Raw genomic sequence first — 26,886 nt, 5'->3', positions numbered from 1 at the left:
CCCTTTATCCTTTTTATTTGACCTCTATAACAAATGGATAGCTATTGACTTTACCATCAAATTTAAATTCTCCCCACACTTTGTAGATCCCAGGCTTATCAAATTTTGTTTCAAATTGTGTCTTTTCTTCTGATGTAGGGTGCACATGAACAAATTTTTCACCCTTATCATCCAAAATAACAACATGGCCTAGAGCCCCCAGATAGGGCTCTGAAGTAATCCCTTTCGTATCAAAGTTTAACGTCACATCTTTGTTTATCCCTGGCTCTGTAGTTGTTAATTCAACTGTCTTTTCATTGATTGTTTTTGTTAAATTTGACCTTTCCTCATGTTCACCATGGCCTTCACCCACCAGCAGCTCTATCGGACTAACCTGATAGGCAAGATTTTTTGGTTTAATATCAACAAACACTTTATAAGAGTTTTCAGGTAGGGCGAATTTCTGAGTATACATGCCATTTCCCTTTTTCACAGGATGTAGATGATAATAATCTTCTAAGTCGGCACTTACAATAATTAAATGCATACTCTTTTCATGTGATATTTCTAATTTAGGTGATTTTTGATCTTTATCCTTCACATCGATTGTAATTAAGCCTTTTTCATACTTTACGTTTGTGACATATTTTAAACCATACCCTGGTATAGTATATGTTACTCTAAAAGAAATCGTGCTTCAATTCGCACGTTCTTTATTAAATGTTATTGTACATCATAACCCTGATCGTCAATTGTTTCCTTAATAGAGTCAAGGGTTACTTCATCTGGATTAAATTCCACTGCAACAGTCCCTGAATCCAAGTTTACTTTCACGGAGTTAACTCCAGGTAATTTCCCTACACTACCTTCAATCGCACTAATGCAATGTCCACAAGTCATACCCTTTAGATTTACATTGTTTTTAACCATAATGAATGATCAATCCCCTTCTATTTTTTCATTAATTTTTGAAATGTAACCAGTACCTCATCTAAAACCTCTGTATCTCCCTCTTGAATTCTTTCAAGGACACAGCTTTTCAAATGAACCTCCAATAAAATTCGGGCAACACTATTTAAAGCTGATTGGGTCGCAGCAATTTGTGTAATTACATCGTCATACGTATCTTTTTCAATTAAACCTTTTATTCCCCGGATTTGTCCTTCAACCCGATTTAATCTTGTTGCTAAATTTTTTTCACTTTATCTGAATGGTGACTTTTCCTTTTATTTTCTGATGAGCAACATGAATCGATTTCAACAATATTATCAAGACCTTCTGAATTCATTGACAATTTTTCTCAACTCCTTTAACGAAAGAATACTTTACCCCCCTATGGTATGTAAACCTCTTTTTATTTATACGTTGATAATAGTTAATGGACATAGTGTTTTATAACACTTGGATGATTCTCTATTGATAAGCAAAGAACTAGATCCATTCCCACCTTTTTTGCCTTAATATATCGTCCGTAAGGTTTTTTGTTCAATGATTTGGCATGGAATTTCAGTGTCTCACCTCATGCAAAACTGAACGGTTTGAAGAAGGCACGGTGACCATCGCTTACACATGGATAAGGTTTTTTTCACATTCCGTTAAATTATTCACAGAAACGAATTATCACGGACGTTGAATTGCAGCTACGCTCACTCCCAGAACTATATGGAACAACTTTTTGAAGTACGGCTTAATAGGCTTTTCGATGGGAGAGTATGTGATACGGGTTCACATTAGAGAGGATTTTTATGCATAACTTTACCGAGATACAAAAGATGAATAGCTAAAAAATGAACAGAAAAAACACTGAAACGACGAAGTCATTTCAGTGCCTTCATGAAAATAAAGAATAAGAACTTAATAAAGAGCTGACTTTGCGAGCATGGTGATTGTCGCATCATCCATCGGAGGATTATGAAGTCCTGCGCGTACATCCCTATAGTAACGTTGCAGGGGATTATTTCGTTGTAAACTTTTGGCTCCGACGACCCTCATCGCTTTATCGACGATGGAAATCGATTTGTTGACGACTGATAACTTTACGGCACCCAATTGCTCCGATAATTCCTCATGATCTTCAGGGTTCCGCACCCATTTTTCTGCGACAGAGTAGAGGAAATGGTGTGCTTCGCCCAATTCCAATTCCATCTCCCCAATTGTTCTTTGAACATTCGGAAGGTCCCTGATTGGTCCTGGTAAGCTATTGGGAGAATAGGTTTTCGCAAATTCGACTGCGTAATTTCTGGCAGCCACTGCGATTCCCAAGTAGCAAGCCGGTATATGTAATAGCCACGCTTCAGGTTTTCTTTTTTCACCTGGATTACTTTTCATGACATAATACTTTTCAGGCAGGCTGACGTCATTTAACACCAAATCATGACTTCCTGTCCCCTGCATGGAAATCATATCCCAAGTTTCTTCTATACTTACCCCCATTACATCACGATGAATTAAAAATGTGCCTAGCCGCTCATCCTCGGGAACCCATGCCGTTACTAGAAAAATATCAAGAACAGGAGAGAGTGTAGTAAAGGTCTTTCTGCCATTCAACTTCCATTGCTGACCCTTTTTGATAGCGATCGTTTCCGGTCGGCCTCCGCGCGTCGGGCTTCCCGTTCCAGCCTCGGATGCCGCCGTGTTGATGAGAGCTCCTTTCGACACTTCATCAAACAATTCATCCATGACTCCTTTTTCCCATGGTCTCTTCTCCGTTAAGGATAGGACCGTTCCAACATGCCAGCCTATCCCTAAGGCTGTTGGGCCGCAATATTGGGCTATTTTTTCTTGGCAAAGGAGAAAATCATATAAGGAACCGCCATATCCGCCATCTTCTTTTGCTAAAGTTAATTGGGGATATCCGAATTCCTTTAACTCCTGAATGTTTTCAAAAGGAAATCCCTTTGAATCATCAAGCGCTTCAGCTCGGCTGGAAAAGGACTGAATCGCTTCCTCTAATTTTTGTATATATTCCTTTTGCTTCCGTGATTGAAAAAACGACATGAAGATCATCCCTCCTGTAGAAAATCCTGAACCATACAGCAGCAGAAACAGAACTGCGAACTCCAATTTATCATATCACCTTAGTGTAGTATATAGTTTGAATTTGCCCATTAAGAGTCAATATCTTCATTTTTATATTCTTTGTTCGCATTCTTGTAAGCTTCCTTCGCCTGATCAATATCTTTGTTTTCGAGAAAGTAAGCTATCGCTGCTTGCCCGATTCCATATGTGACCGCGCCCGCTACCGCACCGGAAACGGCTAGACCAGCTCCTGGGATGAAACGGACTGCAGCCCTGACCCCTTCTCTGACAAGGAGACCGATTCCAACATTGATCCCTAATGCCGCAATGAATTCACTTGCCGTTTTCGTATTGATCTCTTTATCCGCGATAAAACCAATCACCACAATCATCAAACCTTGAATGCCAGTCAAAATGGGAAAATCGGCGAAAGGTATTGGCTCTGCACCGATTATACCGGCTATTGCCGTAAACGTTCCCACTATCGTCCGCGCGAATTTCTTCTTAACGAATTGGCTCTGCATCGCTTTGGCGGTCTTCAGCTTCGCTTCACTGGGTAAGGCCTCGATCAAGTAATCAGAAAGCAATTCTATGTTCCAACGCATATCATATTCAATATTTCCGCCTTCATCAAAATCAATATACGAACAAGTAGGAATGGTGTTCAATAGTGGTATATCACTCTCTTTAAATCGTTTTGACATCAAAGCGATGGCTTCATCAATATTTTGTTTTTTCTTAGGATTGGCATCAAAAGGTACTTGTTTATAATGTGGCGGATCTAATTCATCCACTTGTGTGACCACACAGATGACAGGTACATCATAATGGTGATTCTCTTTAACGATTTTCCGCAGCTTTTTCAACTCTTGTAAATCTTCTTCAATACGTGAATCCGTTTCTTTTGCCTTAATCAAGAAAAGAAACACATCAGGCTGTTCTTCGGTTACCGCTTTTATCAATTCATCCATTGGTGTTTCTTCTTCGAACTCTTCAGTAGGAGCTTCACTCTCTCCCAGCCCCCGGGAGTCCAGCAAACGGATTTTGGGCTCGGCATCACTCGGGTACCAAAGCCATTTTCCCTTACCCGTTCCAGATTTAACGGAACTGACATATTGCCGTTCCTGTCCAAACATCGCATTGATCAGTGATGATTTTCCGGACCCTCGCCTTCCGACAAGAGCAATTCTCGGTTCCCTTGCATCAACTGTCATTGTTTTTAACTTTAAGAGCTGGTCGAGCATTTTGTTCTTTTTCGATTGTGAAATAGGCAGCTTATTTACTTGGCCTTTAATGAAACTGAATATGCTTCCCATTTCATCGTGTTTTTCCACCATCAGTCATTCCCCCTTGTTAAGAAGTTTTTTAAGTAACATTTACCCTGGAACGATCCAATTTAAGCATGTAACTCCAATCTCCTTGCAAAATTAAGGGGCTCCATTTCATATTTTCATTTAATTCTTTTCTTTTAGGAACATAACGACACTGGCCATGTATTTTTGGATTTCCTGGACTTGAAAGGCGGCAGAATCCGCAATCTGTTTGTAATGATGCTGTCCTTCATCGGTGATTCGTAAATACCGTTTAGTTCGTTTTTCACTTTCCCATCTGCCGACAAGAAGGCCGTTCTCTTCCATTTCATGAGATAAATCGTATAAATACCCGTTTGAAGCGATCCAACCGAACTGATTTTTAAGCAGATCGCCAATTTCCCCCATATAAATAGGCTTCTTAGTGAAAGCGGCTTTTAAAGTTACATAACGGACAAGGTCTTTCACCGATATTATTTTCGAGAAATACGACCTGTATTCTTCTGGCAGTTCATTAATAACCGGTGGGTTTTCACCAGAACCCCTTAAATCGAACATGAAGCGATCAATGACCTTTTTCACTTCGGAAAACCGTTCCAGGAAATTTTCTTGGTACCATATGTAAAGCTCTTTGCCTTTTTCAGTAATTTGATAATAATTTCTTCCCTTATCCGTATATAGTGATAAATGGTTGGATTCGACTAGCGTATTGGATATTTTACATAGATAGTCATAGCTATGCACTTTTCCAGTGAACGTATTTTTTAGGTCCTGATGAATCGCCCTTGGATAATTCGCTTTTATTCTCAAAGAGTGTAGTAAAAAAATCGTTAAAAATTCCCGCTGGCTCAACCCAACCGTTTCAACCGTTGCAGACAGTTTCTCCCCTTTCTTCACTGTCAAAACCCCCTTTATATAGTGTTTATATAACATATTATTAATTATTTCTTCCTTCCCCTTATTATCCTGTGCTCCCACATAATAGTAAAGTTTTTAATGCCTGCCTGCCTATTACTAATTTTTCGAATTCGCTCTATTGGGGGAGTGAGGGATTCAGAATATTCTGTCGAGTTTTATTGTGGTATATTTTGATAAAGCAAAAAGAAGAAGCGGCACATGATAAGGCCGTTTCTTCTTTTTGTTTACTGTTCCGTTAAAATGATCGGATCTTCTTTTGTAATGACGAGGGTATGTTCATATTGGGCGGAGAGTTTTCCATCTGCCGTTCTCGCCGTCCAGCCGTCTTGGTCCATTTTCATGTGCCATGTTCCTGCATTCAGCATTGGCTCGATCGTGATGACCATTCCCTCTTTTAGACGCGCACCTTTACCTGGCTTGCCATAATGTAGGACTGTTGGGTCTTCGTGCATGGTTTTACCGATTCCGTGCCCCGTAAAATCGCGAACGACAGAAAACTTTTCACCTTCTGCATATGACTGGATTGCATGCCCGATGTCCCCAAGACGATTTCCTGCCCGTGCAACTTCGATGCCTCTATATAAAGCATTCTTGGTTACATCCATTAAACGCTGAGCTTCATCGGAAACTTCACCGACTGCATATGTCCAAGCAGAATCCGCCAAACCTCCGTTAAGGTTCACCACCATATCAATTGTAACGATGTCTCCCTCTTTTAAGGCTTTCTTTTGCGGAAAGCCGTGGCATATTACATCATTCACTGATGCACACGTTGCATATTTGTAGCCGTTATAGCCCTTTTGTTCAGGTGTAGCACCATGCTCAGCCAAGTACTTATCGACAAATTCTTCGATTTCCCAAGTCGTGATGCCCGGTTTTATCATTTTTGCAATTTCTCTATGCGTCGCAGCAAGAAGTTTGCCCGCTTCATGCATCAAATTTATTTCTCGTTCACTTTTAATGGTTATCATTTAAAATCCTCTTTCGTTTTATAACTTTTCTGCTTGAGACTCCTTAGTTATCATATGCCTTTTTTTATATAAAAAGCAACCAAAAACCCGGTAAAAATCACCGGGTTCATTAATTCATAACCTATTCCGTACCTGTAATTCCGAGGAAAATAAGCTTTTGAATGACAAAATTGATAAAAATACGTTATCCTTTACCCAAAATGATTATTTTTCCGGGGGATGAATAACCTACAACATTATTGTTTCAAAAATTCTATATAGGCCCATGGGCATTAATTGGGTACAGATTCCCATTAAATGCAAATGAAACTCTTCCTGTTTCCTCTGATACCACCAATACAAGGGCATCACTCCGTTCAGATAAACCTAAAGCAGAACGATGGCGTGTTCCAAGTTTTTTTCCCCCTGTTGATCTGTCTGAAAGCGGAAGGACATTTGCTGCGGAAACAATTTGATTTTGATTAACCAATACGGCGCCATCATGTAGTGGATTTCCAGGGAAAAAAATTGATTCCAATAAAGAATGGGTTAACTCCGCTCCTATTGAAATACCGGGTTGAATCAATGAATCAATAGGGTCTCCACGTTGAATCACAATCAAGCCGCCATGTCTCAAATTAGACAAATTTTGTACGCAAGTTGATAACTCAGGATATTTGTCCGTAAACGGTGACAAATAACAGTTCAAATAAAAGGTTGCTGCTTTCATATCGATGTATATAAATTTTTCCTTTATTTTCTCGAAGTTTCCAAGAAGACAATAATTTTCATCACCCATTGCTTCTAAGTTATCCTGTAATGACGATATTACTTGACGAATATCCTCTTTTAACATTTGTTTCATTGGTGAAAAATCACAATTGCCATTAGTCACAGGCATGCACCTCCCTTTTATTATTTCACTTCTTTAAATCTTAATTGGCTCTCTATTATGAATGTACTTAAAGTTTGTCTTCAAGATAATTAATTATTCATCTTAACTATCATTCAGTAATTGACTTCACATTTTTTTATGTCATATGGACAAGGTAAGAGAATAGATATATAAATGACCTGTTGAAAGATATCTTATAATAAGAGGTGGTATTAGATGCCTTGCGTAACAGTATTTGACCAAGGAACGTTTGAAGTTGAAAATGGAAAAAAGCTAGTATTAGCATTGGAAGATAACGGTATTAATATTCTCCACCGCTGCGGCGGGAAGGCTAAATGTACAACTTGCAGAGTGGAAATTTTGGCAGGTGATTTTTTGGAGGTCACACATAAAGAAAAAAAGATCTTTGAAGAAAAAGGAATGGAAGATCATTTGCGTTTATCTTGTCAAATTTATGTGAATGGGGACATAACCGTTCGGCCGATCAAGACGGTTGAGAACTCTGGACTTCTTTCTGGGCCAAGGCCTGCAGACTAAATAGTAGTATAAAAAAACATCAAAATGACTAAAAATAGTATTTCGAGTCGTTTTGATGTTCTTTATTTATAGTTAAATGATTTACTTCTTTTCCATGACTGCAAAGTAATTATCTTCGTTATCAGCAAAATTGAAGACTCTTCCAGATGGCATATTCACAAGTTCCCCGACTTTGATATTCTTCTCAGAAAAGTCTTTATATAATTCATCAAGATTATCCGAGTAAAACATTAACGAAGGTGTATTAAGATTTAATTCCGGCTGCATTTTAGCGATGAATTCCTTATTATGCAGGATGATACTCGTTTGCGCTTCCTTTGTTGGGGCTATTTCAATCCATCTTAGCCCTTGGCCGTTATCTTCTTCAGAAATTACACTAAAACCGAATTTTTCCGTCCAAAATTTCAATGACTCGTCTTGGTTATTTACATATAACATGATTTGACCGACTTTATTAATCATTTGCTTCTCTTCCTTTCTTCTGGCTCCGTTATTAATGATATCCATTAAGTATAAGCATATTGTTGGTTGGAACTAGATAACTAATTGAATGGTATAATAAATCCAAAATTTAATCAATATTTACCAAGATTCCATTTCCCGGCTTTTGGAAGTCAATTTCTTACGAATATTGCTTAATTATCACTTCTGCATGATCTAAGTATCTGTATGTGCGAATTCCCTTCCAGATATTGCGCTATCACCGTTAATCGTTCCATAACTCCATCTCTTATGGGAGTAAAAACCATCTCTGTGGTTTTACTCCTATTCATTTTATCAAGTGTAAAAGAAAAATGTTATTTTAAGAAGATGCCCCCGTTAGAAAAAAAAGCTGTACAAACTTTACATAAAGAAAATTGCAGGAGTAGCAGGACTTTTCGATTTTCCCCAGAACTTCTATACAGAGTATTTCTCAAAGGAGAGTGAAATGGTGGTTCTATCGAAAGAGGGTTTGCTAAATATATTAGAAGGCAACAGGAGATTAACGATGCGGGTGGTTGAAGCCTTTCCTGAAGAGGAATTATTTCACTATACCCCGGCTGGGAAGCTTCGCCCTTTCGCAGAGATGGTTAAAGAAATCATGAACATTGAGACTGGATATATGCGTGGAATTGCACTTAGTGTTTGGGAGTATCCAGATTCGTTTGCTGGGATTTCCACCAAAGAGGAACTAGTTTCAGCATGCGAAGCGGTAAGGGCTGATACTAGGAAACTGTGGGAGGAAGTGACTGAGGAAACGCTTGCAGTCGTGGAAAAGGATCCCTTTTTTGGTCCCTCACAAAGCCACTTTGATAGACTTCAATATGCTTTGGAAAATGAAATCCATCATAGGGGACAAGGGTATATCTATCTTAGAACGCTCGGAATTGAACCACCGGAATTTTTCGTCAGGTAATAATGAAACATGATGTCATTAAACTTGTAGCAACGAATAATAAATAAAAAAATAGGAGTGAGATAAATGTCAGTTGATGCATATCTTAATTTTAATGGGAATTGCCGAGAAGCAGTAAAGTTTTACGCAGAGGTTTTTGGAACGGAGCAACCAAATATCATGACCTTTGGTGAAACACCTCCTAATCCGGAATTTCCCCTTCCAGAAGAAGCGAAAAATTTAGTCATGCATACAAGGCTGAATATTACTGGAAGCAATGTCATGTTTTCCGATACTTTTCCTGGTATGCCCTTTGTTGAAGGTAACAATATCAGCCTGGCATATGTCGGTAATGATTTGGAAGAAATTAAATCGATCTTTAACAAACTAAGTGTAGGAGGAACGGTTGGTCTGGAGCTCCAAGAAACATTCTGGAGTAAAATTTACGGTCAGTTAACCGATAAATTCGGAATCAATTGGCAATTTAACTTCGAGAGCTAAGAAATGAAAATGAGCCTTTATTAATTAATCTTCGATTTGGATATAGGTCTTTTCACTGGTGAAAAGTTTCTATATCCTTTTTGTATTTCCATCACCAAGGGCAAAGATTCTATAACTAAGGAAACAATTTTTCGTTAACCCTTAGGGGATGCTATATAAAGGTTATCAGTTAAATGATTGGCTAGTAAAAATTGAATTCTCAAAATGATTTATAACTTCAACCTAACGCTTATTTTCTTGTTTCCTGACAAGGGTACATCCATAATCAAAAAAACAAATTTCACTTATTACCTCAATAACTGAAGGGTTTAGTTATCGAAGACTTGCTAAATATGTAATCGAAAAGGAGAAATTATGAAAAATAAAATTCAAAAAATCACAACTAACTTGTGGTTTGATACTCAAGCTGAAGAGGCGGCAAAGTTCTACACTTCCATCTTCGGAAATTCTAAGATTGGAAGAATCACTCGCTATGGAAATGAAGGAAATCAAATCCACGGGAAGCAAGAGGGATCAGTGATGACCGTGGAATTTGAATTGGAAGGACAAGCATTCGTAGCATTGAATGGCGGTCCTCAATTCAAATTCACAGAGGCAATATCATTTATCATCCATTGCGAGGATCAAGAAGATGTGGATTATTATTGGGGAAAACTTTCCGAAGGCGGAGACGAAAAAGCCCAAGTGTGCGGTTGGCTGAAAGATCGATTTGGTGTTTCATGGCAAATTGTCCCTGAGGAACTAACCGAAATGGTAAACGACCCGAATCCTGAAAAATCGGAAAGACTAATGAAAGCGCTTCTCCAAATGAAGAAAATTGACATTAAAACGTTAAAGCAGGCGTTTATGGGATAGGATCCAGGAAACAACTATCTCGTAAGTTGTGTTTATTCCAGAAGCGTATGAATTTGAAGTGAATTAAGCCTATTTTTTTGGTACTTCAGGTGTGAAATTAGGTTTTGAGATTTAAATTTCCTTGAAGCTGTTAATCCTCATTTCCTGGCGATCCACCTATTAGAAAGGCTTTTTTCGCATGCTTTGTTGCTATTTACCAAGTAAAGCCGTTTGGTTGATTTCCCCTCCAGATGCTCGCTTTCCGCGGGGCGGGCGGTGAGCCTGTGGGGTCTCACCTGTCCCGTTGCTCCCTCAGGAGTCTCGCACTTGCGCTCCAATCAACCTTAAATCGTTTAGTTTTTAAAAACAACTATCTTTACGAAAAGAGCCATTAGAAAAGAAAAACCTTATTGAGTATAATGAAATAAATGATCTAGATAGTTTTTAAGGGAGAATAGAAACGATGGACAATATATTTACACCAGCACTACAGCGTGGCGATGAAATAATAGAAAGAAAAATCCGCTATGACTCAGTAGTTGTGGAATATAACTGTTTGCTGTTAAAAGCACAAAAGCAACATGTCGTGCTTTTTCATGAAATCATGGATACGTTCACGATGAAAGCGGGTCATATAAAACTAACCATTCCTATAGGCAGTTATACGATTGCTCATTATTGGAAAGACCGTCCTTATAATTTATACATCTGGAGAGATAACGAAGGGCATTATTTAGGATCCTATTTTAATATTGTAAGGAATACATATATGGAGGATAAGTTGGTTTCCTTTGAGGATTTGATCATTGATATCTTGGTGCTTCCGGATGGGGAACATTTTATTTTAGACGAGGAAGAGTTACCTTTGCCATTAGAGCAATATGAGAGTGGCTCTGTTAAACTAGCCCTAAACTCTTTACTTGATTCCATTGATATTCTTCTTTCACAAACCATTTCAGAATCCGAGAAACTCTATAAACATAATGACCTCCTTCCATGGTTGAACAACAAATGACAAACAAAAAGCCTACTTCGTTCAGTAGGCTTTTTGTTCTCCCTCACTCACCATCAGCTTGAGCCGATATACTGTCGTCAAGCTCCTCAATGTTCTTAGATACTTTTGCACTGTATGAGTAATCACCGTAGCAATATGGGTATCGAAAATTCTCTTTGTCTCCGCCGCAATCATAAAGGGTAGGGTTTTTTTCGACCTGAAGCATGGAAAACTTCTTCGCAAGCGCCTCAGTATGCTTGCCCCCTTTTTCCGCAACGAAATCAATATAACCAATTCCCATGTTATATGCTTGGATGATCGTGGCAAAATCCACGTCCTTTTCATTGCCATATTCATTGATTCTCTTAAAATGTTTCACTCCATACTTAATGCTTTCCGTTGGATCTGTGATCGTATTTGGATCAAGACCCGCTGACTCAGATGCCTGCATTGGGTCACCGCCCCGTCCCCGGCTTTCCTGCTGCATCAAAGCAATCAATGTCGAAGTATGCTCCTCAAGCCCGTATTTAGCCAGCTCGTCCCTGAGAAGTGAACTATACTTTTTCACGTTCGCAAAAGAATCAAGCGTATTTACTGATGTGGAAACATTTTCGTAATTGGGGGTTCGCATGATCTCCTTTAGTAGCAAAAATGCAAAGATGAGGATAAAAATGACAAAAACATTCTTTGATTTCTTACGTTTCTTCTTCACAATCTCTCTCCGTTATCTCTAAGTTATATATTTATATCTTAACAAATAGTAAGAGTAATAACTATTTAGAATACCAATTAAATGTTCTTGAAAAGAAGATTACTAGCATTGAATTATTATTTTATCTTTAACTCTTAATTTAAACACAAGAAAACTTAAAAAGACCCGGTCACTCAGCGTATGTTTTTTCGGATAATGAGACACCCTATTGTGTGGAGGTGATATGTATGGATAGGAAGAATGATAAAGATGAAATCCTTGATGATAAAAAGAATAAAAATAGAAATGAGTTTGGGGCAGATCCTGATGAACAAGAAATGAATGGTCTGTATGGTATGTTGGAAACTGAATATGAAGATAAGCTACATGATAAAGAAAAATGACGATTGGTTTCTTGAAATTTAGTTAAGCGCCTAATATGGCGTTTTTTTAATGAGTTCATCTGTATTGAGCTTCTCGAATCAATTCATTTAGGCTATGAACGGATTTTTTACATATGCCACAAAAAACGAAAACCCAGAAGGTCTTCGTTTTCTGCAAATGTGAATACGTTGGGTCATTAACTAAAAAGATACCATTAAAAGGGAGTGGCCAAATGCTGCCACTCCCTTTGTTCAATTAGTATTGTGAAGATTGTCCGCCATCAATCGGAATGACTGCCCCGTTGATGAACTCTGATTCCCCTGATAATAAGAAAGCGACTAAACGGCCGACTTCTTCAGGTTTACCAAAGCGTTTTTTAGGATTCACACTGATGAAATCCGCCATTGCTTCTTCCCAATTCTCCCCGCCTATTTGCCTGAATGAACCTTCCACCATCGCTGTTAAGATTACTCCTGGTGCAATGGCATTTATGCTGATTCCGTATTGACCATATTCTATGGCAGCTGTTTTTGTTAATCCTGCTACAGCATGCTTACTTGCAACGTAGGCAGCTTGGTTAAGTACCGCACGAATTCCGCCTACAGAAGCAACGTTCACCACTGCCCCTGATCCTTGTTCTTTCATGATTGGCAGGATGTATTTCATGCCATAAAATACACCATTAATATTGATGTCCGTCACTTTGTTGAAAACGTTGCTATCGTATTCAGCTGTAGGTGCCTGTTTACCTTCGATACCCGCATTATTATAAAAACCATCGACTCTTCCATATTTGCTGACTGTTTGGTCTACATAGTTCTTTACTGCTTCTTCATCCGATACATCTGCAGTGATCAGAAGCACGTCTGAATTTGGTGCAATTTCAAAGATTAATTTTTTTGTTGCTTCCAAAGATGCATCGTTTAAATCAACTAATGAAAGTTTAGCTCCTTCTTTAGCCATTTCCAATGCGGCTGCTTGTCCTAAACCTGATCCTGCACCTGTAATGATTACTACTTTGCCATCGAATCGTTTGTTCATATGTCAAAACTCCCTTTTTAAGATATCTTGAAGATCTAATTGATAATAATAATTACCCCTTAAAGCTTAAGAATCCATCATCGACAGGAATGACTTGTCCATTAATGGCATCCGCTTTTTCGGAGAACAAGAACGTTACAACTTCAGCAACCTTTTCTGGCTGAATCAATTTTTTCCTCATATGAAGTTGTGCCAAACTGTCCAGGAACTCTTGATCATCACCAATGATCGGCGTTTCGATAAAACCTGGTGCAACACCGACAACACGAATCCCAAATTGCGCAAGTTCAATTGCTCCAGATTTAGTCATGGCGATGACTGCAGCTTTTGCAGCATGGTAATTAAAGCTGCCGATAGAAACCATCGTCCCATATATTGAGGCTGTATTGACGATCGTTGCGCCTGTTACCCCAAGCTCCACCATCTTCCTTGCTGCATAATACATGCCATAATAAACGCCGTGTTGGTCAACATCAACGACTCTGTGGTAAGACTCTGGATCCATCTCTAAAAATGGTTTTACTAGTCCAATTCCAGCGTTGTTGAAAATGCCGTCGATGGTGCCATGATTGGCAACAGCAGCTTCTACCATCGCTTCCACTTCTTCCGCTTTAGCTACATCCACTTTCACAAAAGAAGCTGTGCCTCCCTTTTGTTGAATGGCTTCAGCCGTTTCTTTAGCAGCAACATCATTGTAATCAGCTGCTACGACAATAGCTCCCTGTTCAGCTAATTTAAATGCCGTTTCCTTTCCAATTCCGCTGGCTGCTCCTGTAATTACTATGACTTTTCCCTTTAAACTCATATATTCGTCCCCCTATAATAAAGTTTATTGCTTATCAGATTAAAATGGCCCCGCCGTCGATTACAAGTTCTTGACCCGTAATGTGGCTGGAAAGATCTGATACTAAGTACATCATTAGATTTGCAATTTCCTGAGGCTCAGCATACCGGCCATCCGGAGTCGTTGCTTCCAATTGTTTTCTAGCCGCTTCAGCTGCCGCGGAATCACCTTGACCAAACCCGCTTTCAATCGACCGCATCATAGCCGTGTTGACGACGCCTGGGCAGACAGCATTCACCCGTACACCATGGGGAGCAACTTCGACACCAGCAGTTTTCGTCATTCCAAGAACCGCATGTTTACTTGCACCATATGCCACCATGTTTGGCGTTGCGAGTAAACCAGCTCCAGATGCTGTATTTACGACCGCCCCGCTTTTTTGTTCAATCATATAGGGCAATACATGTTTCAAACCCAAGAAAACGCCGCGTACATTTATTGACATTAATTGATCGAAAACTTCAGTAGGATAATCGACAAGAGGCATGATTTTGCCTTCCCACCCAGCATTATTCAGGAAAATATCGATTTTCCCATAAGAATCTATCGTTTTTTGAACATAATTTTTTATATCGGCTTCATTTGTAACATCGGCTTTAATGAACTTCGCTTCGCCGCCTTTTTCTTTGATTTCATTTACCGTTAATATGCCAGCCTCTTCAGAAAGGTCAACAACAACCACTTTGGCACCATTTTCTGAAAGTGTAATAGAAGCCGCCCGGCCGATCCCCCCGCCGCCGCCGGTAACAATTGCTACTTTTTCTGTAAAATCAAATGCTTGCATAATATTCTCCCTTTCTCCCTTTAATCTTGGTGATGATCTTCTTGTTTGAATACGTTTACATCATAACACTATTTTTGTCGATTGTCGACAATTCACTTTTAGAGTCAAAGACTCTACATCACTCCACGATTCAGAGCTTCATGAATTTCATTTTTTGCCTTAACGAAATCGTCTTCGAGAATGCCCTCAATAGACATTTTTAATCTGAAATGGAAACTTTCCATCGTTTCTGTATTCCATTGACTTTGGGCAAAAACCATGAGGATATGACTGGCTTCCTCAAAAAATCTTGATAATGCTTTGTTATTAGCGATTGTAAAAATATATCGAAATATCTGTTCAGCTTTTTTTTGATACTCGATTACATTACTTTTCTCACACTCATCCGTTGCACCTTCCAAATGCTTTCGTAATGATTGCTTATTTTCTTCGTGCCACCTTCCTCGGGAAAATTCAATGCCCATCTGGATCAGCCCGATCGTAACATCATTATATTCAATGATTTCCTTTTGTGAGAATGGCTTGACGATCGTTCCCCGCCTCGGTATCCTCTCAACAATTCCGTCAACCTGCAATAAATAAAGCGCTTCGCGTACTGGTGCACGGCTCGTATTCAATTCTTTGGAAATGTCTTCTTCGACGATTTTCTCTCCAGCTTCTATTTCCCCTTCAATGATTTTTTTTAAAATGTGTTTGGCGATTTGGTGTGGTAACGATTCCCCAAAATAAATGCCATCTGTAAAATTGGAAGTATTTCCAAACATCTTTCAGCACTCCTATACTTCTAATAATTGATTTTAGTTCTATTAGTATAACATATGGATAGGAATTAACTTCCTTAAAAATTACTCCCATTAATGTTAACCCACCAAGAAAAACGTTTTAAACCATGTGTGACTCAGAATGAAAAGATGACCGAATGCTTCTTCGAAGATTTAACGATCTTACTGAGTTTAATGATACATTCAACAGATTTGAGCCCCTTTTATAGAAAGGGCTCTATGGTGGACTCTTTTATTCCACTAGCCTAGGTTTCGCTGGATCGCAGTTTGGCTTTTCTGTGTCTGTCGATTCAGCGAGTTTCGTTAAATAATAACATTCTTCTCGCCACATATGATCTGCCATTAATGGCGAAAACGTTCCGAGAGCCTGCGTACTGAGATCAAGCTCCTCCACTTCAAGCAGAAAGTGCTGAAATAATTTAATTTCCAATTTAACGTCCTGATTCATTTTTTCCAATGCTGGGAATGTTGACAGATTGGTTCGTAAATATCCAGCCATTTCAACCGCTTTTAAATAAAAATCATTAAAATGTTTTTTATATTGGTCACTTTTCTCCTTTAATCTTTTTTCAACATCATCCATATTAGATGAAATTGCACTTGCATGCCCCGCTGCATCTAAAAGCCAAAGCAAATGATGATGAAGTTCATGGAAAACAGGCGGCATTTGATTTGAATTGAAGTATTTCAATAATCTTAAATATTCTTCTAATTCGTTCACCATATGATTAATGAATGAAGGTGAAAGATGTATTTTTATTTTACCAACCAGATGTTCTTTAAGTAGGTATAGCTTAAACTCCCGAAACCTTAATGCCTCTTTTTCAGCCATGGCCGTTAGTTGCGAAATCTCTTCTGAATTGGATTTACCAAGGAGATTATCAAAAATTCGAATGAATTCTGAGGCAATTTCTATGTTTTCCACTTCAACCGGAGCTAAAGACTCATGGATGAACCTGCTATGGTCTCCTAAGATTTGCAGCCAAAACCGGTGCTCGAATCTCGCGGTTTTTTCCAAAAACTCGTTCATCGCTCTCCCCCATAATTCAAAGTATCGAAACTCACTTATAATCTGTATGCCAAAGCCTGCAAACTTATTAATATAAATTGTATGGTGGCGTTACAAAGCTTAAACTTGATCCTTTACCCGCAGGAATGTTTATACCCCAAGAAATTAAAGTGTTATTTGAAGTAGATTCTTCATTCACCTGATTATTACGCTTTAATCCGATATGCCCCGCAGTGAGTCAAACGTGTGCATACCCTCCAGAAAACGGTCATTATAGCACTTGTTTAACTCCCTGGCAGTTATCTGCAAATACAAACATCATATTTGTATTGATTTAACGGTTCTGGTTGTGGTAAAGTTTGTAAAATTCTGAATGTTTGGAGGAAGATAGATTGTCAAAGGAAATAAAGAGATACATTGACTGTCCAATGGTGAAAATTCCAGGGGGAGAAATAGAATTAAGGGACGATAGAATTAAAAGCAAATGGAAAGCTGAAATAAGACCATTCCTTCTTGCCCGTTATCCTGTTACTACAGATTTCTACTATGTTATTACAAATAAACCGCCTAATTCTTTTTATCGAAATCTAAAACCTGTTGTGAATATTTCTTGGAATGATGCAATTTCTTTTTGTAATCTGCTTTCACAGAAAGCCGGACTGGCAGAGTGTTATTCTAAAAATGGTGAAAACATAGTTTGTAATTGGGAATCAAGCGGTTTTCGACTTCCATCTGAAGCAGAGTGGCAATACGCATGTAAAGCTGGGACTGCTGGTTACAGATATGGTGAGCTGAATAAGATTGCCTGGTATAACGAAAATTCAGGGGGCATAATCCATGACGTAGGAACAAAGGAATCGAATCCATGGGGGCTGCATGACATGTTAGGGAATGTTTGGGAATGGTGCTGGGATTTATATGATGAACAAGTGTACGGCACCTACCGTATTTTTCGGGGTGGTAGCTGGGCTGAGGATGCCAGGGGTTGTGGAGCTTCATGTCGTCGGCGCAGCCATCCTACATTCCGCATAGACGACCTAGGATTCCGTCTTGCCAGGTCTTTTTAATTGGCTCTTTTCGAAAGATTGTTGTTTTTAAAACAAAACGATTTAAGGTTGATTGGAGCGCAAGTGCGAGACTCCTGTGGGAGCAGCGGGACAGGTGAGATCCCACAGGCGTTTACGCCGAGGAGGCTCACCGCCCGCCCCGCGGAAAGCGAGCATCTGGAGGGGAAATCAACCACACCGCTTTATTTGGTAAATCGCAACAAAGTATGCGAAAACAGCCTTTTAATTTCAGCAATCAAGCCAACTTAATTCAAGGAGTTTTACTAACGGATAACAGGAGTGAAAACAGAGTGATCAGCTGTATTTATTTGTGATGAACCCAAAAAAAGAAGAGATTAGAGGTTAAATCCAGAAAAAAGAATCGTCTTACATGTATTTTAGCCTTACTGCTATTCATATTTCTTTCCCGTTTTTTTGGTTGGATTCCAATTGTGAACAAAATAAAAAACCTGATAATTTTTCAGGTTTTTTTAATTTTTATCATTCCATTACCAGAGAAATGCGAGAAAAACTAAAGATGCAATTGCCCCAAAGGCAAATCCATTTGCAGCACCCCAACCAAATCCTGCATTAAAACCTCCATAACCAAACCCACCAAGGTCTCTGCCACCGTCAAATGGACGAATATATACACGGTTCGCCGTAACCCGGTGTATGATTCCCCGATGAACGGTCCCTCTACTTGTACGAATTTCAACTGGTCTTCCAACACCTTGCCTGCATTTATGATAATAATTATGATAACCCATTTTACACTCCCCTTGTCCGTTGATTATACATCGTATGCATTAGGAGACTAGCCTGCATGAATTAAATACCCACCAAACCTTTAAAAGTCTTTCCCATATTCCTTGCGAATGGTTAAACACTCTTTGAAACCAAAGCATAAAATACATTTATTCAGGTACCAAAGGAGATTATGCCATGAACCACTCATACCAAGACGCACTAGCCATAATTGGAATTGAAGGGGCACACCCTGGTGGATTTGAACTGACTAAGCAGCTCTTGAAAAATGAAGAACTCGATCATACGTCAATAATCCTTGATGCCGGATGCGGGACTGGGCAAACCTCATCTTACTTGGCACAAACGTTTCTTTGCCAAGTATCCGCGCTTGATCATCACCCAGAGATGGTGAAACATGCAAAAAAAAGATTCCAACAAGCTAATTTAAGCATTGACCTATATAAGTCTTCAATTGAAGAACTGCCTTTTGACGATAATTCTTTTGATTTTATCATAGCTGAATCAACGATTGCATTCACGGATATATCAAAATCGCTCGGTGAATTTTTCAGGGTCCTTAAATTAGAAGGAACTTTGTTATCCATTGATATGACAGCAGAAACCAGCCTTGATTCTGCCTCAAAAAAAGAAATCATGGACTTCTATAAATTAAGAGAATTATTGGCGCAATCCGAATGGTTAAAGGCATTTCAACAAAACGGATTTAAAGATTCAAAAATCTTGAGATCGAGTACCGTCTTAGAGGAATTAATGAATTCTTCAGCATCAAATAGCCTCGTTCAGCCAATGAATGAATCCTTGGAACGAGTCATGGACGAACATTACCGCCTCATTCTATCTTATGGACACAGCCTTGGGTATAGAGTATACAGAGCAAGTAAAAAGTAGGGCATTTATAATGCATGACTCAGCTCAAGATTGTCAGGAATTATGAACACAATAAAAAAACCTATAACAAGTTCAAGGTTTAAAGGGATGGTTCCATTTTAGGCGATGATCTTTACACAATTTCTTCCATTCTTCTTTGCGACATATAAGGCTTGGTCAGCCCGTGGCATCAATGTTTTGATGGATTGGCTTCGATCACCAGCTTCAATTAAGGCATGAGTCACCCCGAAACTGCAGGTAACGGAAATCCTCTCTTCGTTAACAATTGCAATGCTTGCAGAAACTTTTTTCCTAATAATATCGGCCAACTCATATGCAGTGGCTAAAGCGGTATCCGGTAAACATATGATAAATTCTTCACCGCCATAACGCCCCAATAGATCGCCTTCCCGAATGTGTTCCTTTGCAGTATTTGCAACAAGCGCTATGACTGCGTCCCCTGCTTCATGTCCAAAAGAATCATTTACATCTTTGAAATGATCAATATCGAACATGATGACTGAAACATTGCCGCCTTCCATGCTTAGTACATCGAATAGCATTTCCGATTTATTAATGAAAAAGGTTCTATTCAATATTTGGGTTAATCCGTCCAAGCTTGCCAGTTGTTTCAACTTTTCCAGCATAAGAACTCTTTCAGTTACGTTGGCGAAAGTGATGATCTGTCCGATAGGCAGGTTACTTTTGTTGAGCACAGGTGAAAAACCAATATGGTAATGTACTATATTACCATTTAGGCTGCAATTAAAATCACTGTCTTGCTTAAGGTCGATTATTTCCCTAAGTTGATGATTCCCATTTAGCAGACTTGTAATCGATTTACCTATGGAATGTTCATCCAACATGGGTATGACTTTGCGCATTCCATTGTTATAGTCAACAATCAAACTCTGTTGATTTAAAACGATGACGCCCTCTTTCATACTTTCAAAGACAGTTTCCCGAGCGATCGGGGCTACATTGAACATTTGAAAAGTCAAAAGTGCCGCACCATGAAAGATAAACGTGATACTCATGGATACAGGACCAAGATCGATGCCATATGTGCTTAATCCGTTGATATAATAGTAATTTGCCATTATAGGAATAATAAGACCTGCCACCATCATTGATATTTGCATCCTGAATCTGAATGAGGATTTTTTCATATGTTTTAGCAATATGATTATACTTAACATGACACATAAAAAAAGGAAAAGGGAGTGGACGTAAAACCAAGGGCCCCCCACCAGTTTAATAATTGGAAAAGGACTTTCGCTTCTCAATTCCATTGATTTGTAATACAAGTGATGAAGGCCGTTTGTATAATGCATGAATATGGTGATGAACGGAATGATGAAAAGGGCATATTGCCAGACCTTCTTAATTCTCTGCCCAACATATTCAAGGCACATCAACAAAAGGAATACTGGGATGAATGGTAATGCCAAGTACTCGACCCTTAACCAAAATATGATTTGTTCCAAAGATGTACTGGAAAGTTCGAAAGCATAGGAAAAAGTAAAAATGGAAGACAAAAATGTCACGAAAATATAGGGTTTTGCTCCAGGTGCATCCTTGATCCTTAACTGTGCAAATAAACACAGGAACAAGCTTAAAACACCTGCCATTATAACTACGAGTATGTATAACAATAATTCCCGTGGCAATGCGATCAACTCCGTTTAACAAAAAATACTTTTTCCGTATATTATATAGCGCTTTATGCCTAGGTGACCAGAGTTTATTCAGGGAATTCTGAATTTTAAATGCCAGGATTTTATAAACACGCCATATTGGGAAGCCATTTACTAACTCCCCAAACCGACGTACCTAAAATGCCAGTTTTCAAACAAAGAAACCCTGCTTCATCACTGGAACGTGAGTGGCAGGGTTTCCAATTAAAATGTAAATAAATGAAATATTTTAATGCGGATTACACTTTTTCTGTTACTGCTGTGAATCGCTTTAAGAATGTGAGTATTTTTTGATAGACGGCAATTTCATTTTCTTTTTTGGAAAATCCATGTCCTTCATCTTCCAGAAGCATATAATCGACATCTCTTCCTTTATCTTTCAACGCTTTAACGATTTGATCTGATTCTGCTTTGACGACACGGGGATCATTTGCTCCTTGAATGACAAGCATTGGCTTTATCATGGATTCTAAATAGGTGATAGGCGAATACTCGATTAGTTTTTCTTTATCTTTTTCCGGATTTCCTACCCATTGATCCATGACTGGTTTCCACTCTTCTGGTACGGAATTGATAAATGAGAAAAGATTGGATGGTCCGAAAATATCGACAACCGCTTTAAAATAATCCGCATGTCGTCCGTGCAGCAAAAGTGCCATATACCCTCCGAAGCTTCCGCCCATCAATAGAATGTTGCCTTTTTGTGCATGCCCTTGGTTAATGAGCCAATCAAGGCCGGCTACATTATCAAGTCTTGGTCCATTTCCCCAATCTCCTTCCACCATTTTTGTGAATTCCAAACCATAGCCAGTCGAACCGCGGAAGTTTGGCGCAAAAATACTGTAACCATGATTCAGGAAAAATTGAAATGATGCCCTAAAGGATTTCCGTTCTGCCGCTTGAGGACCTCCATGTGGCCAAAAAATGATTTCACCATTGTCAATTTCCTTTTTTGCCCTAAAAAATAACGATTCGATCTCCAGGCCATCAAAGGAAGGGTATGTAATGATGTCCGGTTCAACCAATTCATCGGAATCGACGCCAGGAACAGTATATTTAGTTAATGATACCCACTCATCACCTGTTTTTTTATAGATGTTATGAGGCTTTGTTGCGCTCATGCCAAATAAGTATAGCGTTCCAGTTGCAGTAACTTCAAGTTTATTAATGACGCTGCACGGCACGGGGATATATCTCCAATCTTCATTTTGCAGATTGAATTCATATAATTGATCTTCTACACCCTTTTGACTAGTTATATATAATAGTTGATTCTCTTTACTATATTTAATGGCAGTAAAACTCTCATTCTCCAATTCTTTAACTTTATTGAATTTGTTTGTTTCAAGATTGTATGAAGCCAAATAGGTAAAGTCCGAATCATAATCAGTCAATAAATATATCATCGAATCCGAAACAAAAACACCATCATTCACTGTATGTTGTTTCTCGGAGGGCGGAGTGAGCAGGATATCTTCATTCCCTTTTTTTGCATAGAGAAGGGTATTTGTATTAGCAAAGTGTTTATAGTAAAGTAAGGTTTCTTCATCTGGGCTGAAGCCAAATAAATAGGTCGCTGCGTCTTTTCCCTCGAGTACCAGCTTCTCCTGTCCTGATTCTAAATCTAAACAATAGGAATTTAGAAAGGTAGGATTTCCTCTGGATGTCGTGTAATAGAGCTTTTTACTGTCATTCGATAATTTTGGCATGAAATTACGTGTATTTTCATGCTGGACGATTTCCTTCATTGTCCCGCCATTCAAAGGAATCCCGTAAAACTGGGTATTTTCATTCCCGTCTTGATCGAAACCAGCAATTATAAACCGGCTCTTCTTATCATATATCAGCTCTTGGCAGCTCTGATCAATGGTTGTAAGCGGATAAGGAAAGGAGTTTGGCAAATCCATTCCCCATAAATTATACTTGCCGCTCAAATTGGTACTGAAAACCAGATGTTCTTCATCTGGACTTACAGCAAAATCAGCAATGGAAAAGGTTCGTAAAAATTGCTCAACATCAGGTTTCGGAAAAGTGATCATCTTTGGCAGCCCCTCACATTATAATATAAAAAAAATCTGCACTTAACTATACCATATTTTTCCTTATCGGTATACGTATGCCTTCAGTTTATGGAAGTAGAGAATTCTAGTTCATTATTCTGGTATAAAACTTATATAACTATTTTTACTAAGACTCTAATCGGGAATCAACGTCTCTTCCGCTGTATGCTAATTCTTAAGTCATCGGGGCATCGTTTTGTCATCCGATAGAATAATGGAATAGGTATGTTCAAATACGAAAAAAGCTTAAGGGCATTGGGCTCTTAAGCTTTTTAAGCATCAATCGATATATCTTCTTGCTCCTGCATATTCCTCCCCATATCCCGATGTTTTTATTTCATCTATCCTTACATGTGTTGAGCTGTTTGGCGAATGGATCATTTTTCCATCACCAATATACATTCCGACATGATGGACCCTTCCCTTCCCTTTATCATAGGCAAAAAATAGTAAATCACCTGGCTGAAGGTTTTCTTGTTCCACCTTTTTGCCCTGTTGCGCCTGAACGGAAGAGTCCCTTGGAATCGTAATTCCATTAGCATGGTACATTGTATAGGTAAATCCAGAACAGTCAAATCCAAAACCGGACATTCCAGCCCATAGGTAAGGAAGCCCCAAAAATTCTTTTCCTGAATCAACGATGTCCTTACCGGTTGGAGCAGGTATTTGATTTTCATTTTGATAGACTGACACGTCCTGCTTTTCTATCCATTTTGCGCCATTACTCGGTGTCATCACCTTCACTTTATCTTTTTTCACCTGTAATAACGGGAGGCGGGTATCGAAGCTGACCTCCATGAATTTGAACCGAAGTTTCGAATCCGAATAAAGCCAAGTCTTAGGGGCATTTACAAGGGCAAATCCTCGCTTAAATTGCTTCTCAAAAGAATTTCCGTCTTTTAATTGTGCCTTTGGCATCCATCCTGGATAACCAATATCATTACGGGGCGTCGGTTGATTGGCAACGGCTACTTTCACCCATTCACCCTGTTCTTCTAGAATCGTCACTTTTGAACCATATAACGCTTGTGTTTCCAGGTTACCTACAAGCCAAAGTTTGTCTTCATAATTCATCGAGCCGATCCAGGCATTCATATCAACAGGGTTCGATGCTGAAGGAGCATCGATTTCCCTTATTAATCCAGGCTCAGTCCAAAGAGTGGCCACAGCTACATCTACATAGGCAATTTTCTCCTTTTCTTTTGCATTGGCTTCAATGGGACTGAAAACTAAAATACCGAGAGTAAATAAAGATAGCACCACAACTGTTAACTTTTTCAAAATAATCACCCTTTCGAAATAGTTTTTATTGAGTAAATGAGGATTTCCTCTTGACTCCTAGTCCAGGTTTATCAGCAATGAGAAGTTGATCTTTCATAAATTGAATGCCTTCAAATGGTTCATTCATAATCCATAATGGTGCATCTAAATCAATCTTCGTTATATTAGGATGGGCGGTTGCCAGATGAGCTGCGGCTGCTACACTCACGGTCGATTCCATCATACTCCCGATCATGCATTCCACCCCTGCTGCTTCTGCCATATCGGCGATTTGAAGTGCACGTCGAATTCCTCCTGTTTTCATTAATTTAATATTAAGTAAATCAACAGCATGTTCATTCAGGAGTCTCATTGCATCACGAGGGGAAAACAAACTTTCATCGGCCATGATCGGCACTTGGACAGACCTCTTTATTTCTTTCAACCCTTTGATATCATGGGCTTGAACCGGCTGTTCCACCAAATCAACATTCAGCTTTCTTTCCTCGAGTTCATGAATAATGGAAATCGCTTGTTTTGTTGTCCACCCTTGATTTGCGTCAATCCTGATAGTAACCTGATCGCCAACAGCAGCACGAATGCAGGCAACCCGCTCCACGTCACTCTTCCAGTCTTTCCCCAATTTTATCTTCATCGTTGAGAATCCGCCATCAATGAGGGACAATGCCGCCTTAGCCATTTCTTCGGGTTCATCAACGCTGATTGTCATATCATTTTTCAGGACATTCGATTTACCGCCAAGATATTGATATAAAGGGAGCTGCCATCGTTTGCTGACTGCGTCGTACAAAGCGATTTCAACAGCAGCCTTTGCACTTGTGTTACCTACACAGGATTGTTGGATCTGCTGAGACAATGCATTGATATTCTCGATGTCGCGGCCAATTAAATGTGGTGTGATTACTTCTTCAATGACCGTCATGATTCCTTTTGTAGAATCTCCTGTGATGGCGACCGTAGGGGCTGCGGCCCCCAAACCTTCCGTTCCATCCTCCAACTTTACGGAAACCATGATGTTTTCAATCTCCATTGCTGTGCGTAATGCCGTTTTGAATGGCTTGACAAGTGGCAAGGTTTCCACTGATACTTTTAAACTTTCAATCTTCATATTAACAACCCTTCCTAAAAGCTTGAGAGTATATATGATGTAAGAATTCCAAAATAGGTGCCCAGAAGACTGCCAAGTACAGCCATCAATATCCCGACCGGTATTAGCGCCCGGTTGAATGCACCTGCCAATATAGGAGCTGATGCCACCCCCCCTATATTGGCCAATGAGGCAACTCCCATTGTAAATAGATCCAACTTAAAGATTTTGGCCAAAATGACCATGATCAATCCATGAAAGAATAGAATCATAAATCCGGATAAAATATACACAGGTGCTTGAAACAGCTGTGAAAAATCGGCATGGGAAGCTATTAAACCAATGACTATATAAAGCATGACTTTTGAAATTTCCATGGAACCGGCAATACGTCCAACCTTTGTGACAGCCAGAATTAAACCTACGGTCGAAGCGATGATGATCGTCCAAGTGGTTCCATTCACAGCGGCACCCAGTACTGGCAGTCCCTCCCCAATTTTGGTTGCCCCTGCTGATACAATTAAAGCCAGCGCCAAGAAACCGATCAATTCCACGAATCCAAATTCCGTCTTGGCGATTTCCCCCGCTTCAAGCTCGGAAGTCATTTGATCAATGAAAGATGTATCCGCTTTAGTCCAAATATTGAATTTTCCAGCAAGAGGCACCAGCCAAAACAAGAACATGACCCAAATGGAATAATTGACTGTATCCATGATCAACGCATAGCCAAATATATTTTCAGGTACATCGAGTATTCCTTGCAAGATCACCATATTGGCAGATCCCCCTGTCCAGCTTGCGCTCAAGGCCGAGAACGCCTTCCATGTTCCTTCAGCATAAAAACCATTCATTAAAACGTAAGTAAGAGTGAATCCCCCGATGATGCTGAAGGAAGCCGCAAAAAAAGTTAAAAGCATCTTTGGTCCAAGTCTGATTATTTTTCGCATATCGCATTGCAAAAGCATGAGCATTAACATGGCGGGTAGCAGGAGTCCTCGTATGGTGCCATATGCACTTTCGACTGACTCACTATCTGAAAAGACCCCAAATGTTTTCATCAATGCCGCTCCAATATAAATAAGGACAATACCAGGAACATACTTGAAGAACTTTCCTCCTATCTTTTTTTCCGCTACCGCAATCACGGCCGTAAATGCCAATAAAAAACAGACAAACATCACACCATCTTGAATCATATTCCATACCTCCTTATATTTAGGGAGTTTCATGA

Annotated in this window: 28 protein-coding genes and 1 pseudogene; 8 read left to right on the top strand and 21 right to left on the bottom strand. The window is 39.3% G+C overall.

The features are described 5' to 3' along the window. Nucleotides 1–13 precede the first annotated feature (13 nt). The 8 genes and pseudogenes from JNUCC41_RS21640 to cdaS form a co-directional block, all read right to left on the bottom strand. Nucleotides 14–580 carry a DUF8832 domain-containing protein gene (locus tag JNUCC41_RS21640; RefSeq protein WP_228467404.1) on the bottom strand — a complete coding sequence of 189 codons (567 nt, stop codon included), beginning with the start codon at nucleotides 578–580 and terminating at the stop codon, nucleotides 14–16. 122 nt (nucleotides 581–702) lie between these two features. Further along, complete coding sequence (gene copZ / locus JNUCC41_RS21635) at nucleotides 703–909, bottom strand: copper chaperone CopZ (RefSeq protein ID WP_192204783.1); 207 nt, start codon at nucleotides 907–909, stop codon at nucleotides 703–705. A 20-nt stretch (nucleotides 910–929) separates the two neighbouring features. After that, nucleotides 930–1,267: pseudogene (locus JNUCC41_RS21630) on the bottom strand (metal-sensitive transcriptional regulator). Between the two features lie 566 nt (nucleotides 1,268–1,833). After that, complete coding sequence (locus JNUCC41_RS21625; protein ID WP_192204782.1) at nucleotides 1,834–2,976, bottom strand: acyl-CoA dehydrogenase family protein; 1,143 nt, start codon at nucleotides 2,974–2,976, stop codon at nucleotides 1,834–1,836. Between the two features lie 110 nt (nucleotides 2,977–3,086). Further along, nucleotides 3,087–4,334, bottom strand: coding sequence for a GTPase family protein (locus JNUCC41_RS21620; RefSeq protein ID WP_192204781.1), 1,248 nt, complete (start codon nucleotides 4,332–4,334; stop codon nucleotides 3,087–3,089). 117 nt (nucleotides 4,335–4,451) lie between these two features. Beyond that, nucleotides 4,452–5,204: a PadR family transcriptional regulator gene (locus JNUCC41_RS21615; protein ID WP_192204780.1), complete on the bottom strand. Its 753-nt coding sequence runs from the start codon at nucleotides 5,202–5,204 to the stop codon at nucleotides 4,452–4,454. A 245-nt stretch (nucleotides 5,205–5,449) separates the two neighbouring features. Continuing rightward, on the bottom strand, nucleotides 5,450–6,196 hold the full coding sequence (gene map / locus JNUCC41_RS21610; protein WP_192204779.1) for a type I methionyl aminopeptidase: 747 nt from the start codon (nucleotides 6,194–6,196) through the stop codon (nucleotides 5,450–5,452). 253 nt (nucleotides 6,197–6,449) lie between these two features. Then, nucleotides 6,450–7,076, bottom strand: coding sequence for a sporulation-specific diadenylate cyclase CdaS (gene cdaS / locus JNUCC41_RS21605; protein ID WP_430624071.1), 627 nt, complete (start codon nucleotides 7,074–7,076; stop codon nucleotides 6,450–6,452). 210 nt (nucleotides 7,077–7,286) lie between these two features. Here cdaS and JNUCC41_RS21600 point away from each other — a divergent pair, with 210 nt between their 5' ends. After that, complete coding sequence (locus tag JNUCC41_RS21600) at nucleotides 7,287–7,607, top strand: 2Fe-2S iron-sulfur cluster-binding protein (RefSeq protein WP_192204777.1); 321 nt, start codon at nucleotides 7,287–7,289, stop codon at nucleotides 7,605–7,607. Between the two features lie 81 nt (nucleotides 7,608–7,688). Here the strand turns inward: JNUCC41_RS21600 and JNUCC41_RS21595 are convergent, their stop codons facing one another. Further along, nucleotides 7,689–8,069, bottom strand: coding sequence for a VOC family protein (locus JNUCC41_RS21595; RefSeq protein WP_063233829.1), 381 nt, complete (start codon nucleotides 8,067–8,069; stop codon nucleotides 7,689–7,691). 466 nt (nucleotides 8,070–8,535) lie between these two features. Between JNUCC41_RS21595 and JNUCC41_RS21590 the strand changes: the two genes are divergently transcribed. The 4 genes from JNUCC41_RS21590 to JNUCC41_RS21575 all read left to right on the top strand — a co-directional run bounded on the left by JNUCC41_RS21590 (nucleotide 8,536) and on the right by JNUCC41_RS21575 (nucleotide 11,332). Beyond that, nucleotides 8,536–9,003, top strand: coding sequence for a DinB family protein (locus JNUCC41_RS21590; protein ID WP_192204776.1), 468 nt, complete (start codon nucleotides 8,536–8,538; stop codon nucleotides 9,001–9,003). Between the two features lie 66 nt (nucleotides 9,004–9,069). After that, nucleotides 9,070–9,483 (top strand): VOC family protein, encoded by a 414-nt coding sequence (locus tag JNUCC41_RS21585; RefSeq protein ID WP_192204775.1) that lies wholly within the window; start codon nucleotides 9,070–9,072, stop codon nucleotides 9,481–9,483. 354 nt (nucleotides 9,484–9,837) lie between these two features. Next, complete coding sequence (locus JNUCC41_RS21580; protein WP_192204774.1) at nucleotides 9,838–10,338, top strand: VOC family protein; 501 nt, start codon at nucleotides 9,838–9,840, stop codon at nucleotides 10,336–10,338. A 442-nt stretch (nucleotides 10,339–10,780) separates the two neighbouring features. Beyond that, complete coding sequence (locus JNUCC41_RS21575; RefSeq protein ID WP_192204773.1) at nucleotides 10,781–11,332, top strand: ribonuclease FAU-1 family protein; 552 nt, start codon at nucleotides 10,781–10,783, stop codon at nucleotides 11,330–11,332. Between the two features lie 43 nt (nucleotides 11,333–11,375). Here the strand turns inward: JNUCC41_RS21575 and JNUCC41_RS21570 are convergent, their stop codons facing one another. Then, nucleotides 11,376–12,023, bottom strand: coding sequence for a lysozyme family protein (locus JNUCC41_RS21570; protein ID WP_228467403.1), 648 nt, complete (start codon nucleotides 12,021–12,023; stop codon nucleotides 11,376–11,378). Between the two features lie 227 nt (nucleotides 12,024–12,250). On the opposite strand from JNUCC41_RS21570, the gene JNUCC41_RS21565 reads away from it, so the two are divergent. Beyond that, a complete protein-coding gene (locus JNUCC41_RS21565) occupies nucleotides 12,251–12,406 on the top strand; it encodes a DUF4021 domain-containing protein (protein WP_192204772.1) in 156 nt (51 codons plus the stop codon). Nucleotides 12,407–12,641: 235 nt separating this feature from the next. On the opposite strand, the gene JNUCC41_RS21560 is transcribed toward JNUCC41_RS21565, so the two are convergent. The 5 genes from JNUCC41_RS21560 to JNUCC41_RS21540 all read right to left on the bottom strand — a co-directional run bounded on the left by JNUCC41_RS21560 (nucleotide 12,642) and on the right by JNUCC41_RS21540 (nucleotide 16,867). Then, a complete protein-coding gene (locus JNUCC41_RS21560) occupies nucleotides 12,642–13,427 on the bottom strand; it encodes a glucose 1-dehydrogenase (RefSeq protein WP_192204771.1) in 786 nt (261 codons plus the stop codon). Nucleotides 13,428–13,479: 52 nt separating this feature from the next. Beyond that, the gene (locus JNUCC41_RS21555; RefSeq protein ID WP_076369189.1) at nucleotides 13,480–14,232 is read right to left on the bottom strand and encodes an SDR family NAD(P)-dependent oxidoreductase; all 753 of its coding nucleotides are present in this window, start codon (nucleotides 14,230–14,232) and stop codon (nucleotides 13,480–13,482) included. 34 nt (nucleotides 14,233–14,266) lie between these two features. Continuing rightward, entirely contained in the window at nucleotides 14,267–15,055 is a 789-nt protein-coding gene (locus tag JNUCC41_RS21550; protein ID WP_192204770.1) for an SDR family NAD(P)-dependent oxidoreductase, read from the bottom strand. 113 nt (nucleotides 15,056–15,168) lie between these two features. Next, complete coding sequence (locus JNUCC41_RS21545; RefSeq protein ID WP_192204769.1) at nucleotides 15,169–15,819, bottom strand: GntR family transcriptional regulator; 651 nt, start codon at nucleotides 15,817–15,819, stop codon at nucleotides 15,169–15,171. 250 nt (nucleotides 15,820–16,069) lie between these two features. Next, the gene (locus JNUCC41_RS21540) at nucleotides 16,070–16,867 is read right to left on the bottom strand and encodes a DUF2935 domain-containing protein (protein WP_192204768.1); all 798 of its coding nucleotides are present in this window, start codon (nucleotides 16,865–16,867) and stop codon (nucleotides 16,070–16,072) included. A 407-nt stretch (nucleotides 16,868–17,274) separates the two neighbouring features. On the opposite strand from JNUCC41_RS21540, the gene JNUCC41_RS21535 reads away from it, so the two are divergent. Then, complete coding sequence (locus JNUCC41_RS21535) at nucleotides 17,275–17,913, top strand: formylglycine-generating enzyme family protein (RefSeq protein WP_192208272.1); 639 nt, start codon at nucleotides 17,275–17,277, stop codon at nucleotides 17,911–17,913. Between the two features lie 488 nt (nucleotides 17,914–18,401). Here JNUCC41_RS21535 and JNUCC41_RS21530 read toward each other — a convergent pair whose 3' ends face one another. After that, nucleotides 18,402–18,662: a hypothetical protein gene (locus JNUCC41_RS21530; RefSeq protein ID WP_192204767.1), complete on the bottom strand. Its 261-nt coding sequence runs from the start codon at nucleotides 18,660–18,662 to the stop codon at nucleotides 18,402–18,404. A gap of 175 nt (nucleotides 18,663–18,837) precedes the next feature. Here JNUCC41_RS21530 and JNUCC41_RS21525 point away from each other — a divergent pair, with 175 nt between their 5' ends. Then, nucleotides 18,838–19,551, top strand: a complete 714-nt coding sequence (locus tag JNUCC41_RS21525; RefSeq protein ID WP_192204766.1) for a class I SAM-dependent methyltransferase — start codon at nucleotides 18,838–18,840, stop codon at nucleotides 19,549–19,551. Nucleotides 19,552–19,649: 98 nt separating this feature from the next. On the opposite strand, the gene JNUCC41_RS21520 is transcribed toward JNUCC41_RS21525, so the two are convergent. From JNUCC41_RS21520 to JNUCC41_RS21500, 5 genes are all read right to left on the bottom strand, one after another. Further along, entirely contained in the window at nucleotides 19,650–21,161 is a 1,512-nt protein-coding gene (locus JNUCC41_RS21520; protein ID WP_228467688.1) for a histidine kinase N-terminal 7TM domain-containing diguanylate cyclase, read from the bottom strand. Nucleotides 21,162–21,466: 305 nt separating this feature from the next. Further along, nucleotides 21,467–23,266: a S9 family peptidase gene (locus JNUCC41_RS21515; RefSeq protein WP_192204764.1), complete on the bottom strand. Its 1,800-nt coding sequence runs from the start codon at nucleotides 23,264–23,266 to the stop codon at nucleotides 21,467–21,469. Between the two features lie 300 nt (nucleotides 23,267–23,566). Beyond that, nucleotides 23,567–24,568, bottom strand: a complete 1,002-nt coding sequence (locus JNUCC41_RS21510; protein WP_192204763.1) for a C40 family peptidase — start codon at nucleotides 24,566–24,568, stop codon at nucleotides 23,567–23,569. A 25-nt stretch (nucleotides 24,569–24,593) separates the two neighbouring features. Next, nucleotides 24,594–25,676, bottom strand: coding sequence for a dipeptide epimerase (locus JNUCC41_RS21505; protein WP_192204762.1), 1,083 nt, complete (start codon nucleotides 25,674–25,676; stop codon nucleotides 24,594–24,596). 14 nt (nucleotides 25,677–25,690) lie between these two features. Further along, nucleotides 25,691–26,851 (bottom strand): DUF819 family protein, encoded by a 1,161-nt coding sequence (locus JNUCC41_RS21500; RefSeq protein ID WP_192204761.1) that lies wholly within the window; start codon nucleotides 26,849–26,851, stop codon nucleotides 25,691–25,693. Between the last annotated feature and the right edge of the window lie 35 nt (nucleotides 26,852–26,886).

This window comes from Brevibacillus sp. JNUCC-41 (genome assembly GCF_014844095.1).
Taxonomy (GTDB): Bacteria; Bacillota; Bacilli; order Bacillales; family DSM-1321; genus Peribacillus; species Peribacillus aracenensis.
Note: the sequence above shows the minus strand (reverse complement) of the source record. Positions and strands in the feature narration are given on the sequence as shown.